Raw genomic sequence first — 20,395 nt, 5'->3', positions numbered from 1 at the left:
TTCGGCGGGGCGGCAGGCGGCGAGGACGAGCGCGGCCAGCGCGACCGCGACGCGCCCCTGCGCCAGCACGAGCCGGTTCCAGGCGTTGATCGCCACCACCGCGATCGTCAGCGCGGCGGCCTCGCGCGCGTCGGCGTGTTCGCGCAGCTCGGCCTGCGCCTCGGGCGTCCACGCGCGGTCGCCGAGCCGCGTCAGCGTCTCCGCCCACCCCAGCGCCGCCCGCTCGCGGGGCGTGAACTGGGCGCCGGCGCGCCAGTCGGCCACCGCGGCGACGCGCGCCTCGGACTCGCCGTGGCGCCGCGCCTCGCGCGCGTGCAGGTCGACGCAGTAGGCGCAGCCGTTGAGCTGCGAGGTGCGCAGGCGCACCAGCGCGGCCAGCGCGGGCGGCAGCCCCAGCCCGGCGGCGCAGGCGTCGAGCGCGGAGACGGCGCGCGGCGCGTCGGGCGCGGCGCCGTCGAAGTCGAAGCGGCGGGGGGTCGGCATGCGCGCACCCTACGCGCGGGCATGCGCCGCCCCAAGCGCCAAACGTCGCGGCGAGGGACGGTCCAAACAGCGGGGGAATCGGATCGGACGGATCAGATCGGATCCCTCGGATCCAATTCGTCGTTCTAGCGGGTCGCGGTCCGCCCGAACCAGCGCGGCTTCACGATCAGGTACCGGTCCTCCACCCAGTCGTACCACCGCCGCGAGAACTCGGCGTCGGTGAGGCCGAGCACGCGCGACACGTCGCCGTCGGCGCGCAGCAGCGCGACCAGCCGCTCCCGGCCCCACGTCGCGACCACGAACTCGGCGACGCGGTAGCCGACCTCGTACACGCGCCCGCTCGTCGGGTCGTCGAGCTCCGCGAGCGTGGGGTACTTCCCGCGCAGCATGTAGCCGAGCGTGTTGACGTCCGTGGCCTGCCCCGCCGCGTGGAGCGCCACCGACTCGGAGAGCCAGCGCGCGTGCTGCCCGGTCGCCGACGCCTCGGCGGCCGCGCGGTGCGCCGCCGTGTCGCCGCCGGCGCGCGCGAGGTGCTCGGCCACCGTGCGCGCCGCGGCGAGGTGCGCGAACTCGTGCAGCACCACGCGGTGCAGCTCGCCCGCGTCGCTCCCCGCCGCCCACGGGCCGTACACGTACACCGCGCCGCCGGCGGTCAGCCCCTTCGGCTGGAAGCGCAGCCCCGCCGCGCCGACGCGCGCGCCCCAGTCGCGCGTGAAGTCGGCGTGCGACTGCACGACGACGCGCACCGCCGGCATCGCGCGCACGTCGAGGTCCGCCAGCACGCGCGCCCGGTGCGCCTCGAGGTAGGCGCCGAGCGCCGCCGCGCGCGCCGGGTCGAGGCCGTGGGCGTCGATCGCGAAGTGCGCGGTCGCCAGCGCGGCGCGCGGGGCGTCGGCGTCGTCGGGCGGGGGCCCCGCCGCGGCGCGCGGGCGGAGGACGACGACGGCCGCGGCGATCAGCGTCGCCGCGGCCAGCAGGACCGTCACCCGACGTCGTCGGGCCACCCGGTCAGCGCCTGGGCGCGATCTTCCAGATCTCGCCCGCCTCGGCGTCCGTCACGAGGTACAGGTTCCCGTCGAAGCCCTGCCGCACGTCGCGGATGCGCTGCTTGCGGTCGGCCAGCAGGTGCTCCTCGCCCGTGACGCGGTCGTTCTGCAGCTGCAGGCGCACCAGCCGCTGCTCCTTGAGCGCGCCGACGAACAGCGAGTTGCGCCACGCCGGGAACGCGCTCCCCGTGTAGAACTGCGCGCCCGACGGGGCGATCACCGGGTCCCAGTAGTACACCGGCTGCTCCGTCCCCTCGCGCTGCGTCTGCCCGTTCGAGTTGGCGATCGGGCGCCCCGCGTACTCGATCCCGTAGGCGGCGACCGGCCAGCCGTAGTTCTTCCCCTTCTGCACGAGGTTCAGCTCGTCCCCGCCGCGCGTGCCGTGCTCGATGTCCCACAGCCGCCCCTGCGCGTCGAACGCCGCCGCCTGCACGTTGCGGTGCCCCGACGACCAGATCTCGGGGCGCGCGCCGTCGCGGCCGACGAACGGGTTGTCCGGCGGCACCGTCCCGTCGGGGCGGACGCGCAGGATCTTCCCCATGTGGCTGTTGAGGTCCTGCGCCTGCGGGCGGATCTCGGTCACCGAGCGCTCGCCGAGGGTGACGTAGAGCATCCCGTCGGGGCCGAAGGCGAGGCGCGAGCCGTAGTGCATCGTGCCGTTGTAAGTCGGCATCGCCTGCAGGATGACCTTCACGTCGTCGAGCTTCGTGCGGTCGGCGGAGAGCACGCCGCGGGCGACGCTGGTGCCGTTGCCGCCCTGGCGCGGCTCGGTGAAGCTCCAGTAGACGACGCGGTCGGTCGCGAACTGCGGCGAGAGCGCGACGTCCAGCAGCCCGCCCTGGCCGCGCGCGTCGACGGCCGGCACGCCCTGCAGCGGCTGGCCGACCTGCCCCTGCGGCGACACGACGCGCAGCCGCCCCGCCTTCTCGGAGACGAGGAGCGCGCCGTCGGGGAGCGGCTCGACCGACCAGAGGCGCGACAGCCCCGTGGCGACCACGCTCACGTCGTAGGCGACGTTGGAGGTGACGCCGCAGGCGCGCGTCTGCTCGGGGAAGGCCGGCTTCTGGTCGGCGGCGTTGGGGGCGCGCGTCTCGAGCGGGGTGGCGCAGGGCGCGGCGGCCGCGGCGACCTCGCCGCCGGCGGCGGCGCTGGAGCCGCTGGTGCCGGAGGCGCTCGCGGTGTCGCTGGCGGTGCCGCGCGGGGCGCAGGCGGCGAGGACGGCGATGGGGAGCAGCGCCGCCGAGGCGGCGAGGCGGACTCGACTGGACATGGATGGTTCGGCTGAGGGTTCGCGCAATCGACGTCTACGGTGCAAGCCCGGTTCCCGCCCCCGGGATACGGCGTCAGCCCTCGGTCAGGCCGTCAGGGGACCTCGTGCCCCGCCCCCGCCTCCCACACCCGGTACCAGTCCTCGGCGCTCAGCGCGACGCCGAGCGCCGCCACCGCCTCGGCGATCCCCTCCAGCCGCCGGGTGCCGGTGATCGGGACGGGGCGCGAGGGGTGCCGCAGCAGCCACGCGAACGCCATCGTCGCCGCGCTCGCCCCCCGCTCGGCGCCCAGCGCCTCCAGCGCGGCGCGCACGCGCACGGCCGCCGGGTCGTCGCCGGCCAGCAGCCGCCCCCCGGCCAGCGGCGACCAGAGCATCGGGCGGATGCCGAGCGACAGGCACTGGTCGAGCGTGCCGTCGTGCAGCGGCGTCAGGTGCAGCGGCGACAGCTCGACCTGGTTGGTGGCGACCGGGTGCCGCGCGTGCAGCAGCGCGAGCTGCGAGGGCGTGTGGTTCGACACGCCGACGTGGCGCACCTTCCCCGACTCGCGCAGCGCGCGGAACGTCTCCGCCAGCGCGTCGGGGTCCAGCAGGGGATCCGGGCGGTGCAGCAGCAGCAGGTCGAGGTGGTCGACGCCGAGCGCGCGCAGCGACTGCTCGACCGACGCGGTGACGTGCGCCGGCGAGCTGTCGTACGACTTGCGCGCGTGGTCGGGGCGGCGCGGCGACACCAGCTTGATGCCGCACTTGGTGACCAGCTGGACCCGGTCGCGCAGCGACGGCTCGGCGGCCAGCGCCTCGCCGAACAGCGCCTCGACCCGGTAGTCGCCGTAGATGTCGGCGTGGTCGAAGGTCGAGACGCCGAGCGCGAGGCACCCCTCGATCCAGCGCACGCGCTGGGCGACGTCCATCTCCCACGCCGCCATGCGCCACACCCCCGCGACGACGGCCGACAGCGCGGGGCCGTCGGCCGACAGGGGGACGAGGGTGGCGGGAGCCGTCACCGGTCGCCCGGGTGGTAGCTCCGCACTTTGGCCTTCTCGACGTCCTCGCGGTAGAACAGGACGTCCTTGAACTCGCCGCGCGCGTAGCGCTCCGCCTGGTTCACGAAGTACGGGGAGCTCGGGTCGCCGCTCACGCCGCCGGCGAGCACGCTCTTGGCGCGCACCTTGGGCCCGAACTCCACCGCGGCGACGAAGCTGTTGCCGCGGTTGCCGTAGATGCGCTTGGTCGTGCGCGGCCCCGTCTGCCCGTAGGCCGCCAGCGACCCCCACGTCGCCGACCCGAACGGCACCGGGAGGCTCGGCTTCGCGTCGTCGTTGGGCTGCACGATGTCGCCGGTGAGGCGCTGGTAGCGGTTGACCTCCCCCCAGGGCGTGCGCCACGTCCCGAAGTCGGCGGTCAGCCGCGCCGTCGCGCGCGCCAGCGCCTCCAGCCGCGCGCGCGCGGCGGCCGGCGACGCCATGTAGGCGTAGTTGTTGACGCCCGCCTGCCGCGCCGCCGCCCCGATGCGGGCCAGCAGCTCCTCCCCCCAGTAGTGCGCGACGGTGGTCGGCACCGACTGCAGCCCGAAGCGCAGGTCCCACCCGCGCAGCGCCGCCACCGGCTCGGCGAGCGCCGTCCGCAGCGTGTCCGACGCCGGCAGCGCCTCCCAGTCGCGCGCCAGCGCGGGGATCATCGGCTCGAACGCCGGCAGCCACGAGTCGTAGGCCGCCGCGATCAGCCCGTCGAGCGTGAACCCCGTCTTCCCCTCCAGCACGCGGATCGCGTGCGGGCCGCGCGGCTGGTAGCCGCTCCCGTTCATGTACTTGGGGAAGCGCGTCGAGTCGGGGCTCGCGCCGGTCGTGCCGGCCGCCTGCCAGGGCCAGTCGTTGCTGTTGTAGAGGAAGCCCGAGGCCGGGTTCTTCAGCGTGATGATCTCGGCGTTGGTGTGCAGCCCCTTCCAGTCGGTGCGCGGGTCGCTCCCGTCCACCGGCTTCGTGAAGTCGATCGACGGGTCGCGCTTCGGCAGGAAGTTGCCGTGCCAGTACGCGATGTTCCCGTCGGCGTCGGCGTACACCGTGTTGTTCGACGAGTTGGTGCGCAGGTCCATCACCTTCGCGAACTCCGCGTACGTGCGCGCCTTGGTGCGCAGGTACGACTGCTGGAGCGCCTTCACCTCCTCCTGCATCAGCCGCACGGCCACCCACGCCCCGTCCTCGCCCCGCACGATCGGGCCGTGGTGCGCGAAGTACGCGGTCACGTCGCGGCGCCCCATGCTCCCGTCGGGGCGGCGGAAGGGGAGGCCGATCACCCGCGCGCGCAGCGGGCGCTCGGTGGTGCCGTACCTGTAGAAGGCCCGCCCGCCCCGCTCGGCGACCGTCTCGCGGTACTCGTCGATCACGTCGCCGCCGCCCGACGTGTGCATCCAGCCGAGGCGGTCGTTGAAGCCCTGGTAGACGAAGAACTGCCCCCACGTCACGGCGCCGTAGGCGTTCAGCCCCGCCTCGCTGACGACGTGGATCTCGGGGCGGAAGTAGAACGACGTGTGCGGGTTGATCATCAGCATCGCGTGCCCGGTCGCCGTCACCCTGGGCGCCAGCGCGAAGCCGTTGGAGCCGCCGGGCTCCGGCACGAACGGCCGCTCCGCCCCGTCGCCGCCCCCCGGCGCGCCGGCGCTCGCCGGCGACGTCGTGCCGCCGCTGCGCGGCCCGTAGAAGCGCTCGAGGTCGCGCAGCGACACGCTCTCGATGTCGCCGCCGATGCTCCCCTCGCTGAACGTCAGCGCCATCCACGGCGCGAAGCGCGTGAGGAGGCGCGGCTTGGTCTGCGGGTGCGTGGCGAGGTAGTGATTGAGCCCGTCCGACCAGCCGACCATCAGCTCCTTGAGCCACTCGGGGCTGGCGGCGTACTTCGCCTTCATGTCGAGCGTGTCGATGAACAGCTTCATCCGCAGGTCGCGCCAGATCTCGCGCTCCCCCTCGACCTCGGCGAGCCGCCCCATCGCGTTGATGTAGTTCGTCTCGACGCGGTTGAAGTCGTCCTCGGCCTGCGCGAACGCCATCCCGAACACGGCGTCGGCGTCGGACTTCCCGTAGACGTGCGCGACCCCCCACTGGTCGCGGACGATGGTCACGCGGGCGGCGCGGGCGCGCTCGCGCGCGCGGGCGGCGTCCTGGGCGTGGGCGGTCGCGGGCGGCGCGAGCAGCGCGGCCGCGGCGAGGAGGGCGGGAAGGCGGTGGCGCATGAGGCGTCGGGGCGGGGAGTGGGCGACGCCGAAAGCTATTGCGCGGCATGTCCGGACGCGCCCGGAACGTCCGCATCACCGGAGGGGGGGGTCGAGCGCCCCGGGTCGCCCGACCCGCGCGGCGCGCCCGCGGATCGCCGATCCTCTCCCCGTGCGCCGCCGCCGAGCGCGCACGGCCCCCGCGGCCCGTGAACCCATAGATCGAGGTCCCGTCCCATGTCCACGCGCTCCCTCCTGGCCGCCCTGGCGGCCGCCGCCCTGTCCGCGGCCCCCGACGCCGCGCAGCAGCACGCCGCGCACGACGTCGTGCGCCCCGACGCGCGCGCCGTCGCCTTCGCCGCCCCGCGCGTCGTCGCCAGCTACCGCCTCGCCGCCCGCGACGCGGCGCTGCCGGCGCACGTGACCGTCGTCGACTCGGCGGGCACGCTCTCGGCGTCGTTCCGCGCGGCCGGCGCCGGCCGCGCGCAGCCGATGACGGTCACCGTGATGGGCACCGACCTGGTGCTCCAGGGCGAGACCGCGCACGGGCTGCTCACCCTGGTGCTCGGCCGCCAGAACGACGCCGACGCCGCGTCGCGCGTCGACGGCCGCTGGGCGCTGGGCGAGCGGCAGGGGACGCTGCGGGGGAAGGCGCGGAGTTGAGCGTCGAGCGGTGAGCGTCGAGCGTCGAGGGAGTCCTCTCGACGCTCGACGCTCGACGCTCGACGCTATCCCTCCGCTTCCCGCAGCAGCGCCGCCGCCCCCGCCAGCCCGCGCCGCTCCGCGACGTCGGCGGCGCTCAGGCCGTCCTCCCGCCGCATCGCCGGGTCGGCGCCGTGCGCGAGCAGCAGCCCGGCCAGCGCGACGGCGGCGCGCTCGTCCTCGGGGAGCCAGTGCAGCGGCGTCCCCCAGCGCGCGCTGGCGGCGCGGGCGCGCGCCGGCTCCTCGGCCAGCACGGCGCGCACGCGGTCCACGAACCCGGCGTAGCCGAGGTTCCAGACGTCGCGGCTGTGCGGGGCGAGCAGCGCCTGCATGCGCGGGTGCTGGGCGTACACCGCGAAGTCGAGCGGCGTGTTCCCCCAGTGCGCCTCGACCGGGTCGGGCTCGGCGCCGCGCGCCAGCAGCACCGCCGCGGCGTCCACCGCGTCGGCCCACGCGGCGGCGTGCAGCGCCCGCGTGCGGTGCTCCCCCTCCGCCTCGGTGGGCGTCCCGAGGTCGAGCAGCAGCGCCACGGCGTCGGCGCGGTTCCGTTGCGCCGCCTGCACGAGCGCGTGCGCGTCGGTGCGCAGCGCGGGGTGCTCGGCCAGCAGCGCCTCGGCGCGCGGGCGGTCGAGCGCGAGGCAGGCGGCGGCGTACGCGGCGCGCGCGTCGGGGACGTAGCCGCTCGGCGTCGCGCCGTGGCTCTCCAGCAGCGCGGCGATCTCCGGCAGCCCGCGGCGCAGCGCCTCGTCGTGGATCGAGGCCGTCGGCGCCTTCCAGTGCGCGTGGCCGCGCGCCGGCGCGGGGTCGGGGCTCGCGCCGTGCGCCAGCAGCCACTCGACCAGCGCGGGGTCGCGCGCGTCGAGGGCGACGGTCAGCAGGTAGCGCGCGCCGTCGCCATACCCGCCCATGCCGAGCATGCGCCACTCGGGGTCGGCCCAGTCGTCGGCGCGGCCGAGGCGGAGGCTGGCCGCGTGCAGGCGCGGCATCAGCCACCCGATGCGCCCCTTGAAGTGGACGTTGTAGAGCACCTGCTCGTCGTACGGCTCGGCGCCGCGCGCCAGCAGCAGGTCGACCAGCGCGTCGCGGCGCGCGTGCGGCGGGCGGTCCTCCTCCCCCTCGCCGACGACGCCGACGAACGGGGTGTAGCGGCTGTCGCCGGCGGGGAACCACGCGTTCGGGTCGGCGCCGTGGTCGAGCAGCAGCTCCGCGATCGCGACGGCGCCGTCGACGCTCGGCGCGTGCGCGAGGCGCGTGAAGCAGCCGTACAGCAGGAGCGTCCACCCCTTCGGCCCCACGCGCTCGGCGGCCAGCGCGGGGCGTTCGGCGAGCGCGCGGCGCACCCCGTCGACGTCGCCGCACACGACCCGCGTGACGACGTCGGCCTGCGCGACCGCGGGGTGGTCGCGCAGCATCCGCGTCACGACGCCGAGCGCCGCGGCGCGCGCGCGCGGGCCGCGCACCGAGTGGTCGGGGCACGCGTTCTGGAGGAACCAGGCGACGCGCGCGTCGTCGACGGGTGCGGGCGCCGAGTCGCGCCGGGCGCCGAGCGCCGTGGGGACCGCCGGCCAGCCGGCGAGGCCGTGCTCGCGCGCCAGCGCGTGCTGCGCCTGCCGCAGGGTGGCCGCCGCGGGCGCGTCCGGCGCGTCGGGGGTGATGCGCCGCAGCCGCTCGCGGGCCGCGGGGTCGCCGGCCTGCAGGGCGTGGAGCCAGCGCTTGGCCTCGCGGCGCAGCGTCGCGAGGGTGCTGGCGGGCGTGAGCTTCCGCGTCATGGGACCTTCCTCCCGGTGCCGCCCGAGGTCCGCTGATCGACGGGCCGGAGGCAAGGTTCCGGGTCGGTCGGTCGTGCATCGGGTGGGAGCTCGCTCCCTTGCCGCGGACAGGAGGCGCCCCGTGGCGCGCTGCCGCAAAGCTGCACGCCGCGGCGCGGACGGTCAACCGACCCATGCGACGCCCGCGCGTCCGGTGGTACCCATGGGCCATGCCCTTCATCGACCCGATCGTGATGGCCGCGCTGGCCGCCGCGCTGCTCGCGCTCCCGACGCTGTTGTGGCGGCGCGGCGCCCGCGGCGCGCGCCTGCTCGGCGCCGCCTTCGCGGCCTTCCACGGCGCGGGGCTCGTCGTCATGCTCGCCGCGCACTGCGCCGACATCATCTACAACGTCGCGCTGCGCAACACGTCGATGACGAGCGGCCGGCCGTTCGCGTACGACTGGCGCACGTACTCGCTGCTCCTCTTCGGCGCCCTGCTCATCCTGCTCGGCCGCCGCGTGCTGCGCGCGGCGCTGGCGGGCGACCGCGCCGAGGTGCTGCGGGCGACGGGGCTCGTGCTGCTGATCTGCGCGCCGACCATCCCGGTGCACGCGTTCTTCGGCGTGCTGACGACCGCGTGGAGCGGGGCGACGCTCGCCGTCACATGGTTCGCGCTGCGCGAGCCGGTGCCCGCCGTGGCGCTGGCGACTGCATAGACACGGAGGGACACGGAACCCGGGGGATGGACTGGAGCCTGCAGTCCATCCCCCGGGTTCCGTGTCCCTCCGTGTCCGATCTTCTATGGCACCCGCGCGACGAGCAGCGTGTGCCACGGCCCGCCCTTGCCGTGCGCCCGCACGCGCTCGACCTCGACCACGAGCGACGCCTGGCGCAGCGCGGACTCGAAGGCGCGCGCCTCGTCGGCCGCCCAGTAGGCGAGCCGCCCGCCGCGGCGCAGCGCGGCCGCCGCGAGGCGGATGCCGGTGCGCCCGTACAGCCCCGCGTTGCCCGCGTTGGTGAGCGCCTCGGCGCCGTTGTCGACGTCGAGCATGATCCCGTCGAAGTTCCCCGGCGCGGCGCGCAGCACGTCGGCGACGTCGGCCTCGCGCAGCTCGGTGCGGGGGTCGGCCAGCGCGTCGGCGCCGAGGCCGTACGACGGCTCGCGGTTCCACGCGACCACCTCCGGCACGAGCTCGGCGACGACCACGCGCGCGTCGGGACGGAGCTCGCGGAGCGCGGCGCGCAGCGTGAAGCCGAGCCCGAGGCCGCCGACCAGCACGCGCGCGTCCGGCACGTCGCGCAGCGGCCCGCACACCAGCGCGGCCAGCCGGTCCTCGGAGGCGTGGCGGCGCGTCGACATCAGCTCGACGCCGCCGGCGCGGATCGTGTACGCGCCGTCGTGGCGGTAGAGCGCGAGCACCGTCCCGTCGGGGGCGGTCGCCTCGCCGAGCTTCTCGGTCGGCTTCAGCGCCCCTCGCGGTCGTTGAGGCGCTCGGCCGCGTAGCGCACCGCGAAGTGGTGCGCGTCGGCCACGTCGTCGGGCACCTCGACCCACGGCTGCAGCGCGTCGCCGTACTCCTCGGCGGCGGTGCCGCGCGCGTCGTCGGCGCTCGGGTGCCAGGTGTCGCCGGCCAGCTCGCCGTACGCGGAGTAGCGGAAGAGCATCGCCCCGGGGTCGTCGTCGGCCACCAGCAGCACGACGTCGGCGTCGGGGAGCATCTTCTCCGGCGCGAGCGGGAAGCTCGCCGTGTGCGGGGCGCGCCGCTCGTCGGGGACGCCGATCAGGGCGATGGCGCGGGTCCGGGCGGGGCGTGGGGCGGGCGACTCGTCGGGCACCGTGGCCTCCGGGTGGCGGGGCGTGCGTGCGGCGCCAAGATGCGAACGTCCCCCCGCCGCACGCCAGGGGCTCATTCGACGAAGCGCAGCGCGCCGAGCAGCGTGACGAGGTGCGCGCGGCCGAGGCGCGACCAGACGTTGTAGAGGCATCCCTGCCCCGCCACGCGCAGGTAGGCGAGCTGGTTCGGTCCCGTACCCCCCTCGGGGCCGTAGGTGGCGACGCTCCCGTCGGCCCACCGCAGCGAGTCGGCCCACGCGTACGTGTCGCCGTTCGCGGGGCTCCCGCTGCCGGCGACGCCGAAGGCGCTGCGCAGCCCCGGGCGGTCGTACGCCACCGCCCACCCGCCCGAGTAGGTCGCGGCGCGCGGCGTCGCCCCCGCCCCCTCGCCGAGCGTGCGCGGGGCGAGGAGCGCGCAGGTCGCGCGGTTGGCGGCGCGGCGCCACTGCTCGCCGTACACCGCGGGCGCCTCGGCGCCCGTCAGCCGCGCCCCGCTCCACGGCGCCGCGGGGAGGGGCGCCCCCGCCCCCGCACCCGCCCCCGCGCCGGGCGCCGACGCGCAGGCGGCGCACAGGAGGGCGGAGGCCAGGGCGGACGGGAGGGCGCGCGGCGGTCGCATGCCTCCGTCCAACGCGGGAGGCGTGCCGCGCCGGCGGTCAGCGCTTCGCGCCGACGTCGACCCGGATCTGCCGCCAGCGCCCCTGCCGGAAGCGCAGCACGCTCAGCACCGCGCGCGTCAGGTGCCCGCCGAGGATCGCCAGCCAGATGTGGAGCGGCTGCAGCGTCCCGGTGCGCTGGATGAAGAAGCAGACGCCGAGCGGGAGGACGACCTGCGAGACGATCGAGATGTAGAGCGGGCCGCGCGTGTCGCCCGCCCCCTGCAGACCGCCGGTGAAGGCGAGGGCGACGGTGATGAACAGCCCCGACACCGAGAGCACGCGCAGCAGCTGCGCGCCGATGCTCAGCACCGCCGGCTCGTTCATCCCGAACACGCCGAGCAGCGCCTCGGGGACGAGCGCGAAGGCGGCGCCGACGACCGCCGCCACCATGAGCCCGAAGCGCGCGGCGACGTGCACCGCCTCGGCGGCGCGGTCGGGGCGGCCGGCGCCGAGGTTCTGCCCCGCGGTCGCGGCGGCGGCGCCCATCAGCCCGACCGACGTCCAGGTGATGAGCGAGAAGAGCTGCGAGTACGACACCGCGAACGCCGCCTGCGCCGCCGCGCTCTGCGCCAGCGAGCCGATGAAGCCGAGCATCAGCACGCCGCCGACGTTCATCGCGATCCCCTGGATCCCGGCCGGGAGCCCGAACCGGAAGAGGGAGCGGATGATCGTCCAGTCGGGGGCGAAGCCGTGCGCGCGGCGGAACGACACCACCCAGCTCCCGCTCCACAGCTTCCACACGGAGTAGAGCCCGACGATCCCCGACGCGATCGCGGTGCCGATGGCCGAGCCCTTGGTGCCGTACGCGGGGACGGGGCCGAGGCCGCGGATGAAGACGACGTTGAACGCGAGGTTCATCGCCGTCATCGCGATGCCGAGCACCATCGGCGTGCGGGCGTCGCCGGCCGCGCGCAGGGCGCCGCCGATCATGAAGAACAGCATCATCCCGCTCCCCGCCACGAACATGATGCGGAGGAACGGCAGCGCCTCGGCCTTCACCGCCGGCGCGGCGTTCACGAGGTCGAGCAGCCAGGGCGCGCTCAGGTAGCCGAGCGGCGCCATGACCAGCAGCGACAGCGCGAGCGCGGTGATGAAGGCCTGGTAGACGGTGCGGTCGACCTGCTCCGGCTCGTTGGCGCCGGCGAAGCGGGCCACCAGCACGCCCATCCCGGTGAACAGCGACGAGATGAAGGCGATGACGACGATGAAGATCTGCCAGGCGACGCCGATGGCGGCGTTGCCGTTGAAGCCGACGAGGTGGCCGACGAGGACGTGGTCGACCATCCCCTGCAGCCCGCCGATGATGTTCGTCAGCATCGTCGGCCAGGCGATCTTCCACACCGCGGGGGTCAGCGGCCCCTCGACGATGGACCGATCGAAGCGCGACCCGCGGCGACCGGCGGGGGGGGCCGGTTGCGGGGGGTCGTCGGGGCGCTCGGCGGGAGCGGGGGCGGGGCGGACGGGCGTCGAGGCGGAGGTCACGGGACCCTGACGGTCGCACCGGGGGCGCGGGGACGCGAGGGGTCGCCCGAAGATTCCGGGTCAGACCCGTGCAAGGACCCCCCGCCCTCCTCAGCCCGCCGTCAGCTCGATCCGGTTCCCGTCGGGGTCGGCGACCACGGACTCGTAGTAGCCGTCGCCCGTGCGGCGCGGCGGCGACAGGACTGGCACCCCGGCCGCCGCCAGCCGCGCCGTCAGCGCGTCGACCTCCGCCTCGTCCCCCACCGCCAGCGCCACGTGCGCCCACCCCACCGCCGGCGGCGCCGCCGCGTCGGCCAGCGCCGGCAGCGCCATCAGCTCCAGCCGGCACCCGCCCCCCGGGAACGTCAGGAAGTGGGTGCGCAGCCCCGGCGTGTTGCGGCTCTCGTATCGCGCGTTCGCCTCGGCGCCGAGATGCCGGGTGTAGAAGTCGCGCAGGCGGTCGAGATCGCGCGTCCAGAGGGCAACGTGGGCGATTCGCATCTGTCTGAAGAGGGGCGGGAGTCGTGACCGCGGGAGTCATCGAAGCGGGAGTCGCGAGTGCGCACTGCGCCGTCACGACTCCCGCTCTTTCGACTCCCGCGGTCACGACTCCCGCCGTAGCAGGCCGTCAGGTGAGGATGGAATGCATCGGCGCGATCACCGGCGGCACCTCCTTTTCGCCGAGCAGCTGCCGCATGTCGATCTCGATCGTCCGCGCCAGCGCCGTGATCGGGACGTCGTTCGCGTTCCCCTCGAACGGGTTCTCGGTGCTCTCGCCGACCTTCTCGAGCGCCAGGAAGATCCAGGTGACGACGACGCTGAACGGGATCGTCAGCCACACCGCGGCCTCGTCGAGGCGCCGGAACTCCTGGAGCATGCCGAAGGGCACCAGCCACACGAAGAGGCGGATGAACCAGTAGTTGAGCGTCGCGAACTGGCGCGGGTAGGGGAAGTTCTTGATCCGCTCGCACCGCCCCTGCTGGTCGAGCAGCTCGGCGAGCTGGCGCGCCATGGCGACGTGGCGGTACTCGTCGAGCGCCCCCGCGTCGGCGAGCGCGCGCAGGTGCGCCGACTGCAGCCCGGCGATCGCCGTCGCGCGGTTGGCGTGCCCGAGCACGGCGTCGGCCTCGGCGTCGCCGAGGAGGCGGCGCAGCTCGTCGGCGAGGCGGCCGTCGTGCTCGGCGATGGTGAAGAAGCGCGCGTAGCGGCGGTTGTCCGCGCGGTCCATGTTCTCCCACGCCCGCGCCTCGCGCAGCTGGTAGCGCAGCGCGGTGAGCCAGGCGACGTGCCGGTGCACGAGCGTCGCCGCGGCGTCGCCGGCGCGCGCGGGCGTCGGGAAGTCGCGCGCCATCAGCGCCCACGCGCGGCTGGCGTTCACGATCGCCCCCCAGACCTGCCGCGCCTCCCACGTCCGCGCGTAGGTGGCGTTGTTGCGGAAGCCGACGGTGAACGCCGACGCGGTGCCGAGCATCGCGACCGGGACCCACGGCACCTCGAACCGCCAGCCGAGCAGGGCGTAGAGCGCCGTCGGGATGGCGGCGACGGCGGTCATGTAAAGCGTCTCGTGCTTGGTCCAGACGAGCAGCTCGACGAGGGGGTAGCGCTTGCCGGTTTGCATGGACCTGGTACGGCGTGGTCTGGTACGGCGTGGTCTGATACCACGTTCTCGGGTACGGCGTTCTCGGGTACGGCGTTCTCCGTGGAGCGTGGGCGGCTCTTGCCAGAAGGTACCGCTGCACCGCCGCCGTCGCCGCTCCAGAGCACGCCCCTCCGAGCACGCCCCATCTGAGAACGCCGTATCTGAGAACGCCCTATCTGAGAACGCCCTATCTGAGAACGCCCTATCTGAGAACGCCCTACCAGGTATAAAATTCCTCAGCGCGTCGTCGGGACGCCTCCGGTCCGCGGCAAGGGATTCCCACCCGACGTGCAGGGCGACTCGCGCGCCGACCGCACCCTCTCCGAGCCTGCGCTCAGCGGACCCCAGGCATCATCGGAGGAGGTCCGCATGTCCCGCCCGACCCCGCCCGTCCCGACCCCGCCGGGCGTCACGCTCGACGCGCTGCGCCGCGAGGCGAAGCGGTGGCTGAAGCTCCTGCGCGCCGGCGACGCCGGCGCCCGCGCGCGGCTCGCCGCCGCGCTCCCGCACGACGCCCCCGCCGGCGCGCCGACGCTGCGGCAGGCGCAGCACGCGCTGGCGCGCGAGCACGGGTACGCCGGGTGGGGCGCCCTCGCCGACGCGGTGGCGGGCGCCGGGGTGCTGCCGCGCTACGAGCGGGTGGCGCTGGCGCTGGCGCGCGCCTACAACGACGGCGACCGCGCCGCGCTGCGCGTGGTGTGGGACCACTTCGGCCACATGCGCGCGCTCGACGGCTTCCGCCGCTACGTGCGCCTCGACCTGGGGCGGCACGAGACGCCGGACGATCCGGCCGCCGACGTGGTGTCGCCCGACGAGGCGCGCGCGCTGGTGGCGCGCGCCCAGGGGTTCGCCTCGTGGGAGGCGCTGGGGGCGCACGCGGCCGCGGTCCCCGCCGACTCGCCGACGGCGCTCACGCGCGCGGTCGCGCTCCACGACGCCGGCGACCGCGACCCGCTGTTCTCGCGCGACTGGGACGAGGCCCTCGCGGTGCTGCGCGAGCGGCGGCTGCCGGCGCTACGCGCGCACGGCCAGATGACCGACGCCGTGCTGGCGCGCGCGGCGCGGCTCGGGCACCTCACGCACCTCGACCTGTCGGGGTCGCGCGCGCTGACCGACGACGGGGTGCGCCACCTCGCGCGCCTGCGCGGGCTGCGCCACCTCGACCTGTCGGGGACCGGCGTCACCGACGCGGGGCTCGCCGCGCTGCGCGGCCTGCCGGCGCTCGAGACGCTGTCGCTGGCGTGGACCGCCGTCGGCGACGCGGGCGCCGGGCACCTCGCGGCGTGTCCGCGGCTGCGCGACGTGAACCTGATGGGCACCCCGGGCGGCGACGGGACGCTGCGCGCCTTCGACGGGCACGCGGCGCTGCGCGAGCTGCGGACGGGGAACGGCGTGACCGACGCCGGGCTCGCGGCGCTGCACGGCATCCCCGCCTTCCGCGGCTGGCTGGGCGGCGAGGAGCGGCTGGAGCTGACGGGGCGCGGCGTGCGCCCCAACGCGCTCACGCTGCGCGGCACGTTCACCGACGCCGGGATGCGCGCGCTGGCGGGGCTCGACGGGCTGTACGCGCTCGACGTCGACGACGCGCGGCTCGGGCTCGGCGCGGCGGCGGCGCGCGCGCTGGCGGCGCTCCCGCGGCTGCAGTGGCTGGCCTTCGACGCCGACGACGCGTCGCTGCCCGCGCTGGGCGCGCTCCCGCACCTGCGCTTCCTGATCTGCCAGGACACGACGGCGTCCGACGACGGCTTCGCCGCGCTCGCCCGCTCGCGCACGCTGGAGTACCTGTGGGGGCGCCGCTGCCACGGGCTGGGGGCGCGCGGCTTCCGCGCGCTGGCGACGATGCCCGCGCTGCGCGCGCTGTCGGTGAGCTGCCTGAATGTCCCCGACGACGCGCTGGCGGCGCTCCCCGACTTCCCGGCGCTGCGCGAGCTGATGCCGATCGACGTCCCCGACGCCGGCTACCGCCACGTCGCGCGGTGCGCGGCGCTCGAGTCGCTGATCCTCATGTACTGCCGCGAGACGGGGGACGAGGCGACGGCGCACGTCGCGCGGCTCCCGGCGCTGCGGTCGTACTTCGCCAGCTACACGCGCGCCACCGACCGCACCCCCGAGCTGCTGGCCTCGATCGCGACGCTGGAGTCGGTGACGTTCGACTCGGTGGCCGCGCTGACCGACGCGGGGGTCCGCGCGCTGGCGCGCCTGCCGCGGCTGCGGACGCTGTCGCTGTCGGGGATGCCCGGCGTCACGGCGGCGGTGCGCGAGGGGTTCCCGGCGTCGGTGGCGGTGAGGAGGGAGGTGTAGGGCGAATACGGAAACGGCGAACTCGCAGAGGGCGAACTCGGGAACGACGAACGCGGGTACCGCGAACTCGGATGGAGCGATCGCTCGCAGTTTTCGAGTTCGCCGTTCCCGAGTTCGCCGTTCCCGAGTTCGCCGTTCCCGAGTTCGCAGTTCCCGAGTTCGCAGTTCCCGACGTCGCCCTATCGATTCACCCCCAATCCTTGTCCCCCGACGGATTCAGCCGCCGCGCCGCGTCCACCACGTCCTGCAGCTCGACCGGATCGCTGAACGGGTCCGCGTCGAGCTGCGTGACGCGGTTGAGCAGCCGCTGCCAGCGCCGCAGCTCCGCGACGTAGGCGGCGTTCGGCACGCGCCGCAGGGTGCCCGCCTGGTCCACGACGTCGAGGAGCCCGTTGCGCAGCCACGCCCCGGTGTGCCAGTCGGGCATGTCGACGGCGGGGTAGAGGCAGACGCCGTGCAGGTCGACGCCGCGGTTCACGGCGGCCATCGACTCCTCCATCACGTCCTTGAGCCAGGCCGCGCGCCCGTCCCCCAGCCCGCTCGTCTCGCCGATCGCCATCGGGCGGCGGTAGCGCTCCCACGCGTCGACCAGCATGTCGCACAGCGGGCGGACGCGCGGGTCGCGCGGCGCCATCGCCTGGTGCGGGCCGGTGGCGCGGTACTCCATCTGCCCGAAGCTGTAGCAGTTCGCGCCGACGACGTCGAGCACCGCGGGCGACCCGCCCAGTTCCGGGTGGCGGCGCCCGGCGAGCACGTCCCAGGCGAAGAAGGCGTCGTCCACCGCCTCGTGGCGCGCCTCGTCGGCGAGGTCGGGGCGCCCCTCGGGCGGGACCACCTGGATCAGCGGCTCGCAGTGCAGCATGCGCGCGTCGGGGGCGACCTCGCGGATCGCCCGCACCCCCGCGATCGCCGCCTCGCACAGGCGCAGCCGGAAGCGGTGGCGCGTCGCGCGGTCGCGCCCGAACGGCGCCACCCACCCCCACTCGCCCCCGCAGAACCCCCAGAACGTGATCTCGTTGATCGGGGTGAACCAGTGCGGCCCGCGCCCGCGCGGCACCACGTACTCGGCGGCCGCGCGGCAGTAGGCGGCGAAGCGCGGCACGAAGTCGGGGCCGAACGGGTCGACGTCGTCGGGGTGGCCGTAGTGGCAGAGGTCCCAGACGGGGAGCACCTGCGCCGCGCGCTGCGCGTCCAGCAGCGGGTCGACGCGCGCGGCGAAGTCGTACGTGCCCCCGCGGTCCACCAGCGGCCACGGGATCCCCTCGCGCGCCACCGCGATCCCGAGGGCGCGCAGCGCCCGGTAGTCCTCCGCCGCGCGCTCGCGGTGATGCGTCTCGGCGGCCAGGTCGCGGCGGCCGCGGTCCTTCCACACGAACGACGAGCACTCGAAGCCGGTGAGGAAGAACGTCGGGAAGAGCCCGGGGCGGTGGGTCATGGCGGGCGCTCCCTGCAAGCCGGCGGCCGTCCGGCGCGGTAGCTTTCGCGCGGCAGGTCACCCTCCCCCGTCCACCGCCATGCCCCGTCGCATCGCCGCCCTCTCCGCGCTCGCGCTGACCGCGTGCGCGTCCGTCCCGTCCACCACCGCCACCCCGTCCGCGGCGTCGGCCGCGTCGGCGGGGATCGCCCCCGAGACGGTGCGCGCGGTCGTCAGCGCGCTCGCCGCCGACTCGATGGAGGGGCGCGGCACCGGGACCGCGGGCTCCCTGCGCGCGGCGCGCTACATCGCCGAGCACTTCCGCGCGACGGGGCTCGAGCCGGCGGGCGACGCGGGGGAGCTCGGCGGGTTCCTGCAGCGCGTGCCGATGGCCGCGGCCCCCGCCGGCGGGCGCGGGATGCAGCTGCTCGACGCGTTCGCGGCGCTCGACACGGTGCCCGCCGAGCGGCGGCGGTCCGGCGGGAACGTGGTGGCGGTCCTGCGCGGGTCGGACCCGGCGCTGCGCGAGGAGGCGATCCTCGTCGACGCGCACTACGACCACCTCGGCATCGGCCGCCCGGTGGACGGCGACAGCATCTACAACGGCGCCGACGACGACGCGACGGGGACGGCGACGGTGATGCTGATCGCCCGCGCGCTGGCCGCGGGGCCGCGCCCCAAGCGCACCGTGGTCTTCGCCGCGATGACCGGCGAGGAGGTGGGGCTCGTCGGCACGCGCTGGTACCTGCGCCACCCGGCGTGGCCGCTGGCGCGCACGGTGGGCAACCTCGAGATCGAGATGATCGGGCGCCCCGACTCGCTGGCCGGCGGCCCGGGGAAGGCGTGGCTCACCGGGTTCGAGCGCTCGACGCTCGGCGACGCGCTGAAGGCCGCGGGGATCCCGCTGGTCGCCGACCCGCGCCCGGACCAGAACTTCTTCCAGCGCAGCGACAACATCGTGTTCGCGTGGTCGGGGATCCCGGCGCACGCGCTGTCGTCGTTCGACCTGCACAAGGACTACCACACGCCGCGCGACGAGGCGTCGCGGCTGGACTACGCGCACATGGCGCGCGTGGTGGAGGCGGCGGTGCGCGCGGTGCGGATCATGGCCGACGGGCCGCGGCCGGAGTGGAAGCCGGGGCAGAAGCCCGAGGCGCCGGCGCAGGCGAAGCGGATGCTGGGTATCCCCTGAGACACGGAGGACACGGAGACCGGGGGAAAGATTCGAGCCTGACGTCTTCTCCCTCGTTTCCGTATCGGCCCTACCCGGTCGGCGCCCGCTGCACCGGGTCGCGCCGGATCTCGACCGTGTAGCCGTCGCGGCCGAGCAGCTGCTGGAGCATCAGCGCCGCGCTCTGGTCGGCGTGGGCGAGGATGCCGGAGCGGCGCGCGGCGTCCTCCAGCCGCGCGCGCACCTCGCGCTGGATCGCGTCGCGGTCCTCGGGGCGGAACGGGTTGAGCAGCCCGGCGCGCTCGTCGTAGGTCGTCACGTCCAGCACCTCGACGGCCAGCAGCTGCGCCGGGGGCAGGGTCAGCACGATGCGGCGGGCCGCCGAGTCGATCGCGACGTCCGTGGCGCGCTGCAGGTCGATCCCCGCCGAGACGCGCCCGGTGACGACGAGCAGCGCGCGCTTGGTGGCCGTGAAGCGCGTCTGCTCGTACACCACGACGTCGCGCAGCGTCATCTGCGAGGCGACGAGGCGGGCGACCGCCTCCAGCCGCTCGACGACCACCTGGTGCGTGACGCGCGGCGGCGCCGGCGGGGCGAGGACGGGGCCCGGGCGCGCGATCCGACGGACCACCGTGATCCCGCCGGCCGCGGCGGTCGCGAGGACGACGGCGACGAGCCCCCAGACGAGGACGCGTGCCGGGGCGGGGTGCGGGGCGGCGGCGGGCATCCGCGGAAGGTAGCGTGCCGCCGGCGGCGTCCCCGGCGGTAGCTTGGGCCCATGTCCCGTCCGCTCCTCGCCGCCCTCGCGGGCGCGCTCGCCCTCGCCCCCGCGGCCGCGGCGCAGTCCGCCGCGGCGCAGTCCCCCGCCCCGCGCACGCTCGGCCCCGGCGTCACGCACGCCGTCGTCACCCTCCCCGACGGGCCGTGGCGCCTGCACGTCGTGCGGGTCGCGCTCGACTCGGGCGGCGCGGCGATCGAGAGCGCGCGCGCCTTCGACCGGCAGGCGGGGCGCGAGCGCACGACGGCGATGGCGGCGCGCCGCGACGCGCCCGCCCCCGGCGACGGGCGCCGCGTCGTCGCCGCGCCCAACGGCGACCTGCTCGAGATGTCGACCGGCGAGGGGGAGGGGCTGCAAGTCGAGGAGGGGGTCGTGCGCCGCGCCGGCCGCGTCACCGAGTCGCCGTTCGACACCTTCGACAACGCGCACGTCGCGCTGGCCGTCGGGCGCGACGGGCGGGCGTGGATCGACCGGCTGGCGTTCGACGGCGTGCTGGTCGCCGGCACGGGCGCCGGCGCGCGCGCGGTGCCGCTCGACGGGGTGAACGTGGCGCGCGGCGTCCCGGCGGCGCTGTTCACCGCCGCCTACGGCGCGCACACGCCGCGCTGGGCGTCGCGCGTCGAGCGCGCGTACGCGGTCGTCGGGCGCGCCGGCGACACGCTGCGCCTGCGGCGCGCGGACGCGGGG

At 75.8% G+C, this 20,395-nt stretch carries 17 protein-coding genes and 2 pseudogenes; 5 read left to right on the top strand and 14 right to left on the bottom strand.

Annotated features, from left to right (window positions below; genetic code table 11):
• Positions 1-72 precede the first annotated feature (72 nt).
• The 5 genes and pseudogenes from PYV61_RS06065 to PYV61_RS06045 all read right to left on the bottom strand — a co-directional run.
• Positions 73-483, bottom strand: a pseudogene (locus PYV61_RS06065) (carboxymuconolactone decarboxylase family protein); the annotation flags it as partial.
• Between the two features lie 125 nt (positions 484-608).
• Positions 609-1,469, bottom strand: a complete 861-nt coding sequence (locus PYV61_RS06060; protein WP_275829358.1) for a hypothetical protein — start codon at positions 1,467-1,469, stop codon at positions 609-611.
• Positions 1,470-1,491: 22 nt separating this feature from the next.
• On the bottom strand, positions 1,492-2,799 hold the full coding sequence (locus tag PYV61_RS06055; protein ID WP_275829356.1) for a PQQ-dependent sugar dehydrogenase: 1,308 nt from the start codon (positions 2,797-2,799) through the stop codon (positions 1,492-1,494).
• Positions 2,800-2,891: 92 nt separating this feature from the next.
• Positions 2,892-3,800 (bottom strand): aldo/keto reductase, encoded by a 909-nt coding sequence (locus PYV61_RS06050; RefSeq protein ID WP_275829354.1) that lies wholly within the window; start codon positions 3,798-3,800, stop codon positions 2,892-2,894.
• Complete coding sequence (locus tag PYV61_RS06045; protein ID WP_275829352.1) at positions 3,797-6,022, bottom strand: penicillin acylase family protein; 2,226 nt, start codon at positions 6,020-6,022, stop codon at positions 3,797-3,799. Before PYV61_RS06045 ends, PYV61_RS06050 begins: the two co-directional genes overlap by 4 nt.
• A 216-nt stretch (positions 6,023-6,238) precedes the next feature.
• Between PYV61_RS06045 and PYV61_RS06040 the strand changes: the two genes are divergently transcribed.
• Positions 6,239-6,664, top strand: coding sequence for a hypothetical protein (locus PYV61_RS06040; RefSeq protein ID WP_275829350.1), 426 nt, complete (start codon positions 6,239-6,241; stop codon positions 6,662-6,664).
• Positions 6,665-6,729: 65 nt separating this feature from the next.
• On the opposite strand, the gene PYV61_RS06035 is transcribed toward PYV61_RS06040, so the two are convergent.
• Positions 6,730-8,472, bottom strand: coding sequence for an ankyrin repeat domain-containing protein (locus PYV61_RS06035; RefSeq protein ID WP_275829348.1), 1,743 nt, complete (start codon positions 8,470-8,472; stop codon positions 6,730-6,732).
• 209 nt (positions 8,473-8,681) lie between these two features.
• Here PYV61_RS06035 and PYV61_RS06030 point away from each other — a divergent pair, with 209 nt between their 5' ends.
• A complete protein-coding gene (locus PYV61_RS06030; RefSeq protein WP_275829346.1) occupies positions 8,682-9,167 on the top strand; it encodes a hypothetical protein in 486 nt (161 codons plus the stop codon).
• 83 nt (positions 9,168-9,250) lie between these two features.
• Here PYV61_RS06030 and PYV61_RS06025 read toward each other — a convergent pair whose 3' ends face one another.
• The 6 genes from PYV61_RS06025 to PYV61_RS06000 form a co-directional block, all read right to left on the bottom strand.
• Positions 9,251-9,871: a hypothetical protein gene (locus PYV61_RS06025; RefSeq protein ID WP_275829344.1), complete on the bottom strand. Its 621-nt coding sequence runs from the start codon at positions 9,869-9,871 to the stop codon at positions 9,251-9,253.
• A 44-nt stretch (positions 9,872-9,915) separates the two neighbouring features.
• Positions 9,916-10,287, bottom strand: a complete 372-nt coding sequence (locus tag PYV61_RS06020) for a hypothetical protein (protein WP_275829342.1) — start codon at positions 10,285-10,287, stop codon at positions 9,916-9,918.
• 71 nt (positions 10,288-10,358) lie between these two features.
• Positions 10,359-10,904, bottom strand: coding sequence for a hypothetical protein (locus PYV61_RS06015; protein WP_275829340.1), 546 nt, complete (start codon positions 10,902-10,904; stop codon positions 10,359-10,361).
• A 37-nt stretch (positions 10,905-10,941) separates the two neighbouring features.
• On the bottom strand, positions 10,942-12,426 hold the full coding sequence (locus PYV61_RS06010) for an MATE family efflux transporter (protein WP_275829338.1): 1,485 nt from the start codon (positions 12,424-12,426) through the stop codon (positions 10,942-10,944).
• A 90-nt stretch (positions 12,427-12,516) separates the two neighbouring features.
• A complete protein-coding gene (locus PYV61_RS06005; RefSeq protein ID WP_275829335.1) occupies positions 12,517-12,906 on the bottom strand; it encodes a VOC family protein in 390 nt (129 codons plus the stop codon).
• Between the two features lie 127 nt (positions 12,907-13,033).
• On the bottom strand, positions 13,034-14,023 hold the full coding sequence (locus PYV61_RS06000; protein WP_275829333.1) for a bestrophin family ion channel: 990 nt from the start codon (positions 14,021-14,023) through the stop codon (positions 13,034-13,036).
• Between the two features lie 390 nt (positions 14,024-14,413).
• On the opposite strand from PYV61_RS06000, the gene PYV61_RS05995 reads away from it, so the two are divergent.
• Positions 14,414-16,345, top strand: a complete 1,932-nt coding sequence (locus PYV61_RS05995; protein ID WP_275829331.1) for a hypothetical protein — start codon at positions 14,414-14,416, stop codon at positions 16,343-16,345.
• A 187-nt stretch (positions 16,346-16,532) separates the two neighbouring features.
• Here the strand turns inward: PYV61_RS05995 and PYV61_RS05990 are convergent, their stop codons facing one another.
• Positions 16,533-17,780 (bottom strand): hypothetical protein, encoded by a 1,248-nt coding sequence (locus tag PYV61_RS05990; RefSeq protein WP_275829329.1) that lies wholly within the window; start codon positions 17,778-17,780, stop codon positions 16,533-16,535.
• Positions 17,781-17,859: 79 nt separating this feature from the next.
• Here PYV61_RS05990 and PYV61_RS05985 point away from each other — a divergent pair, with 79 nt between their 5' ends.
• A complete protein-coding gene (locus PYV61_RS05985) occupies positions 17,860-18,951 on the top strand; it encodes a M20/M25/M40 family metallo-hydrolase (protein ID WP_275829327.1) in 1,092 nt (363 codons plus the stop codon).
• 70 nt (positions 18,952-19,021) lie between these two features.
• On the opposite strand, the gene PYV61_RS05980 is transcribed toward PYV61_RS05985, so the two are convergent.
• Positions 19,022-19,657, bottom strand: coding sequence for a DUF4230 domain-containing protein (locus tag PYV61_RS05980; RefSeq protein WP_275829325.1), 636 nt, complete (start codon positions 19,655-19,657; stop codon positions 19,022-19,024).
• Positions 19,658-19,708: 51 nt separating this feature from the next.
• On the opposite strand from PYV61_RS05980, the pseudogene PYV61_RS05975 reads away from it, so the two are divergent.
• Positions 19,709-20,395 (top strand): annotated as a pseudogene (locus PYV61_RS05975) (hypothetical protein); the annotation flags it as partial.

This window comes from Roseisolibacter sp. H3M3-2 (assembly GCF_029211165.1).
Lineage (GTDB): Bacteria > Gemmatimonadota > Gemmatimonadetes > Gemmatimonadales > Gemmatimonadaceae > Roseisolibacter.
This window is presented reverse-complemented; position numbering and strand designations above follow the sequence as displayed.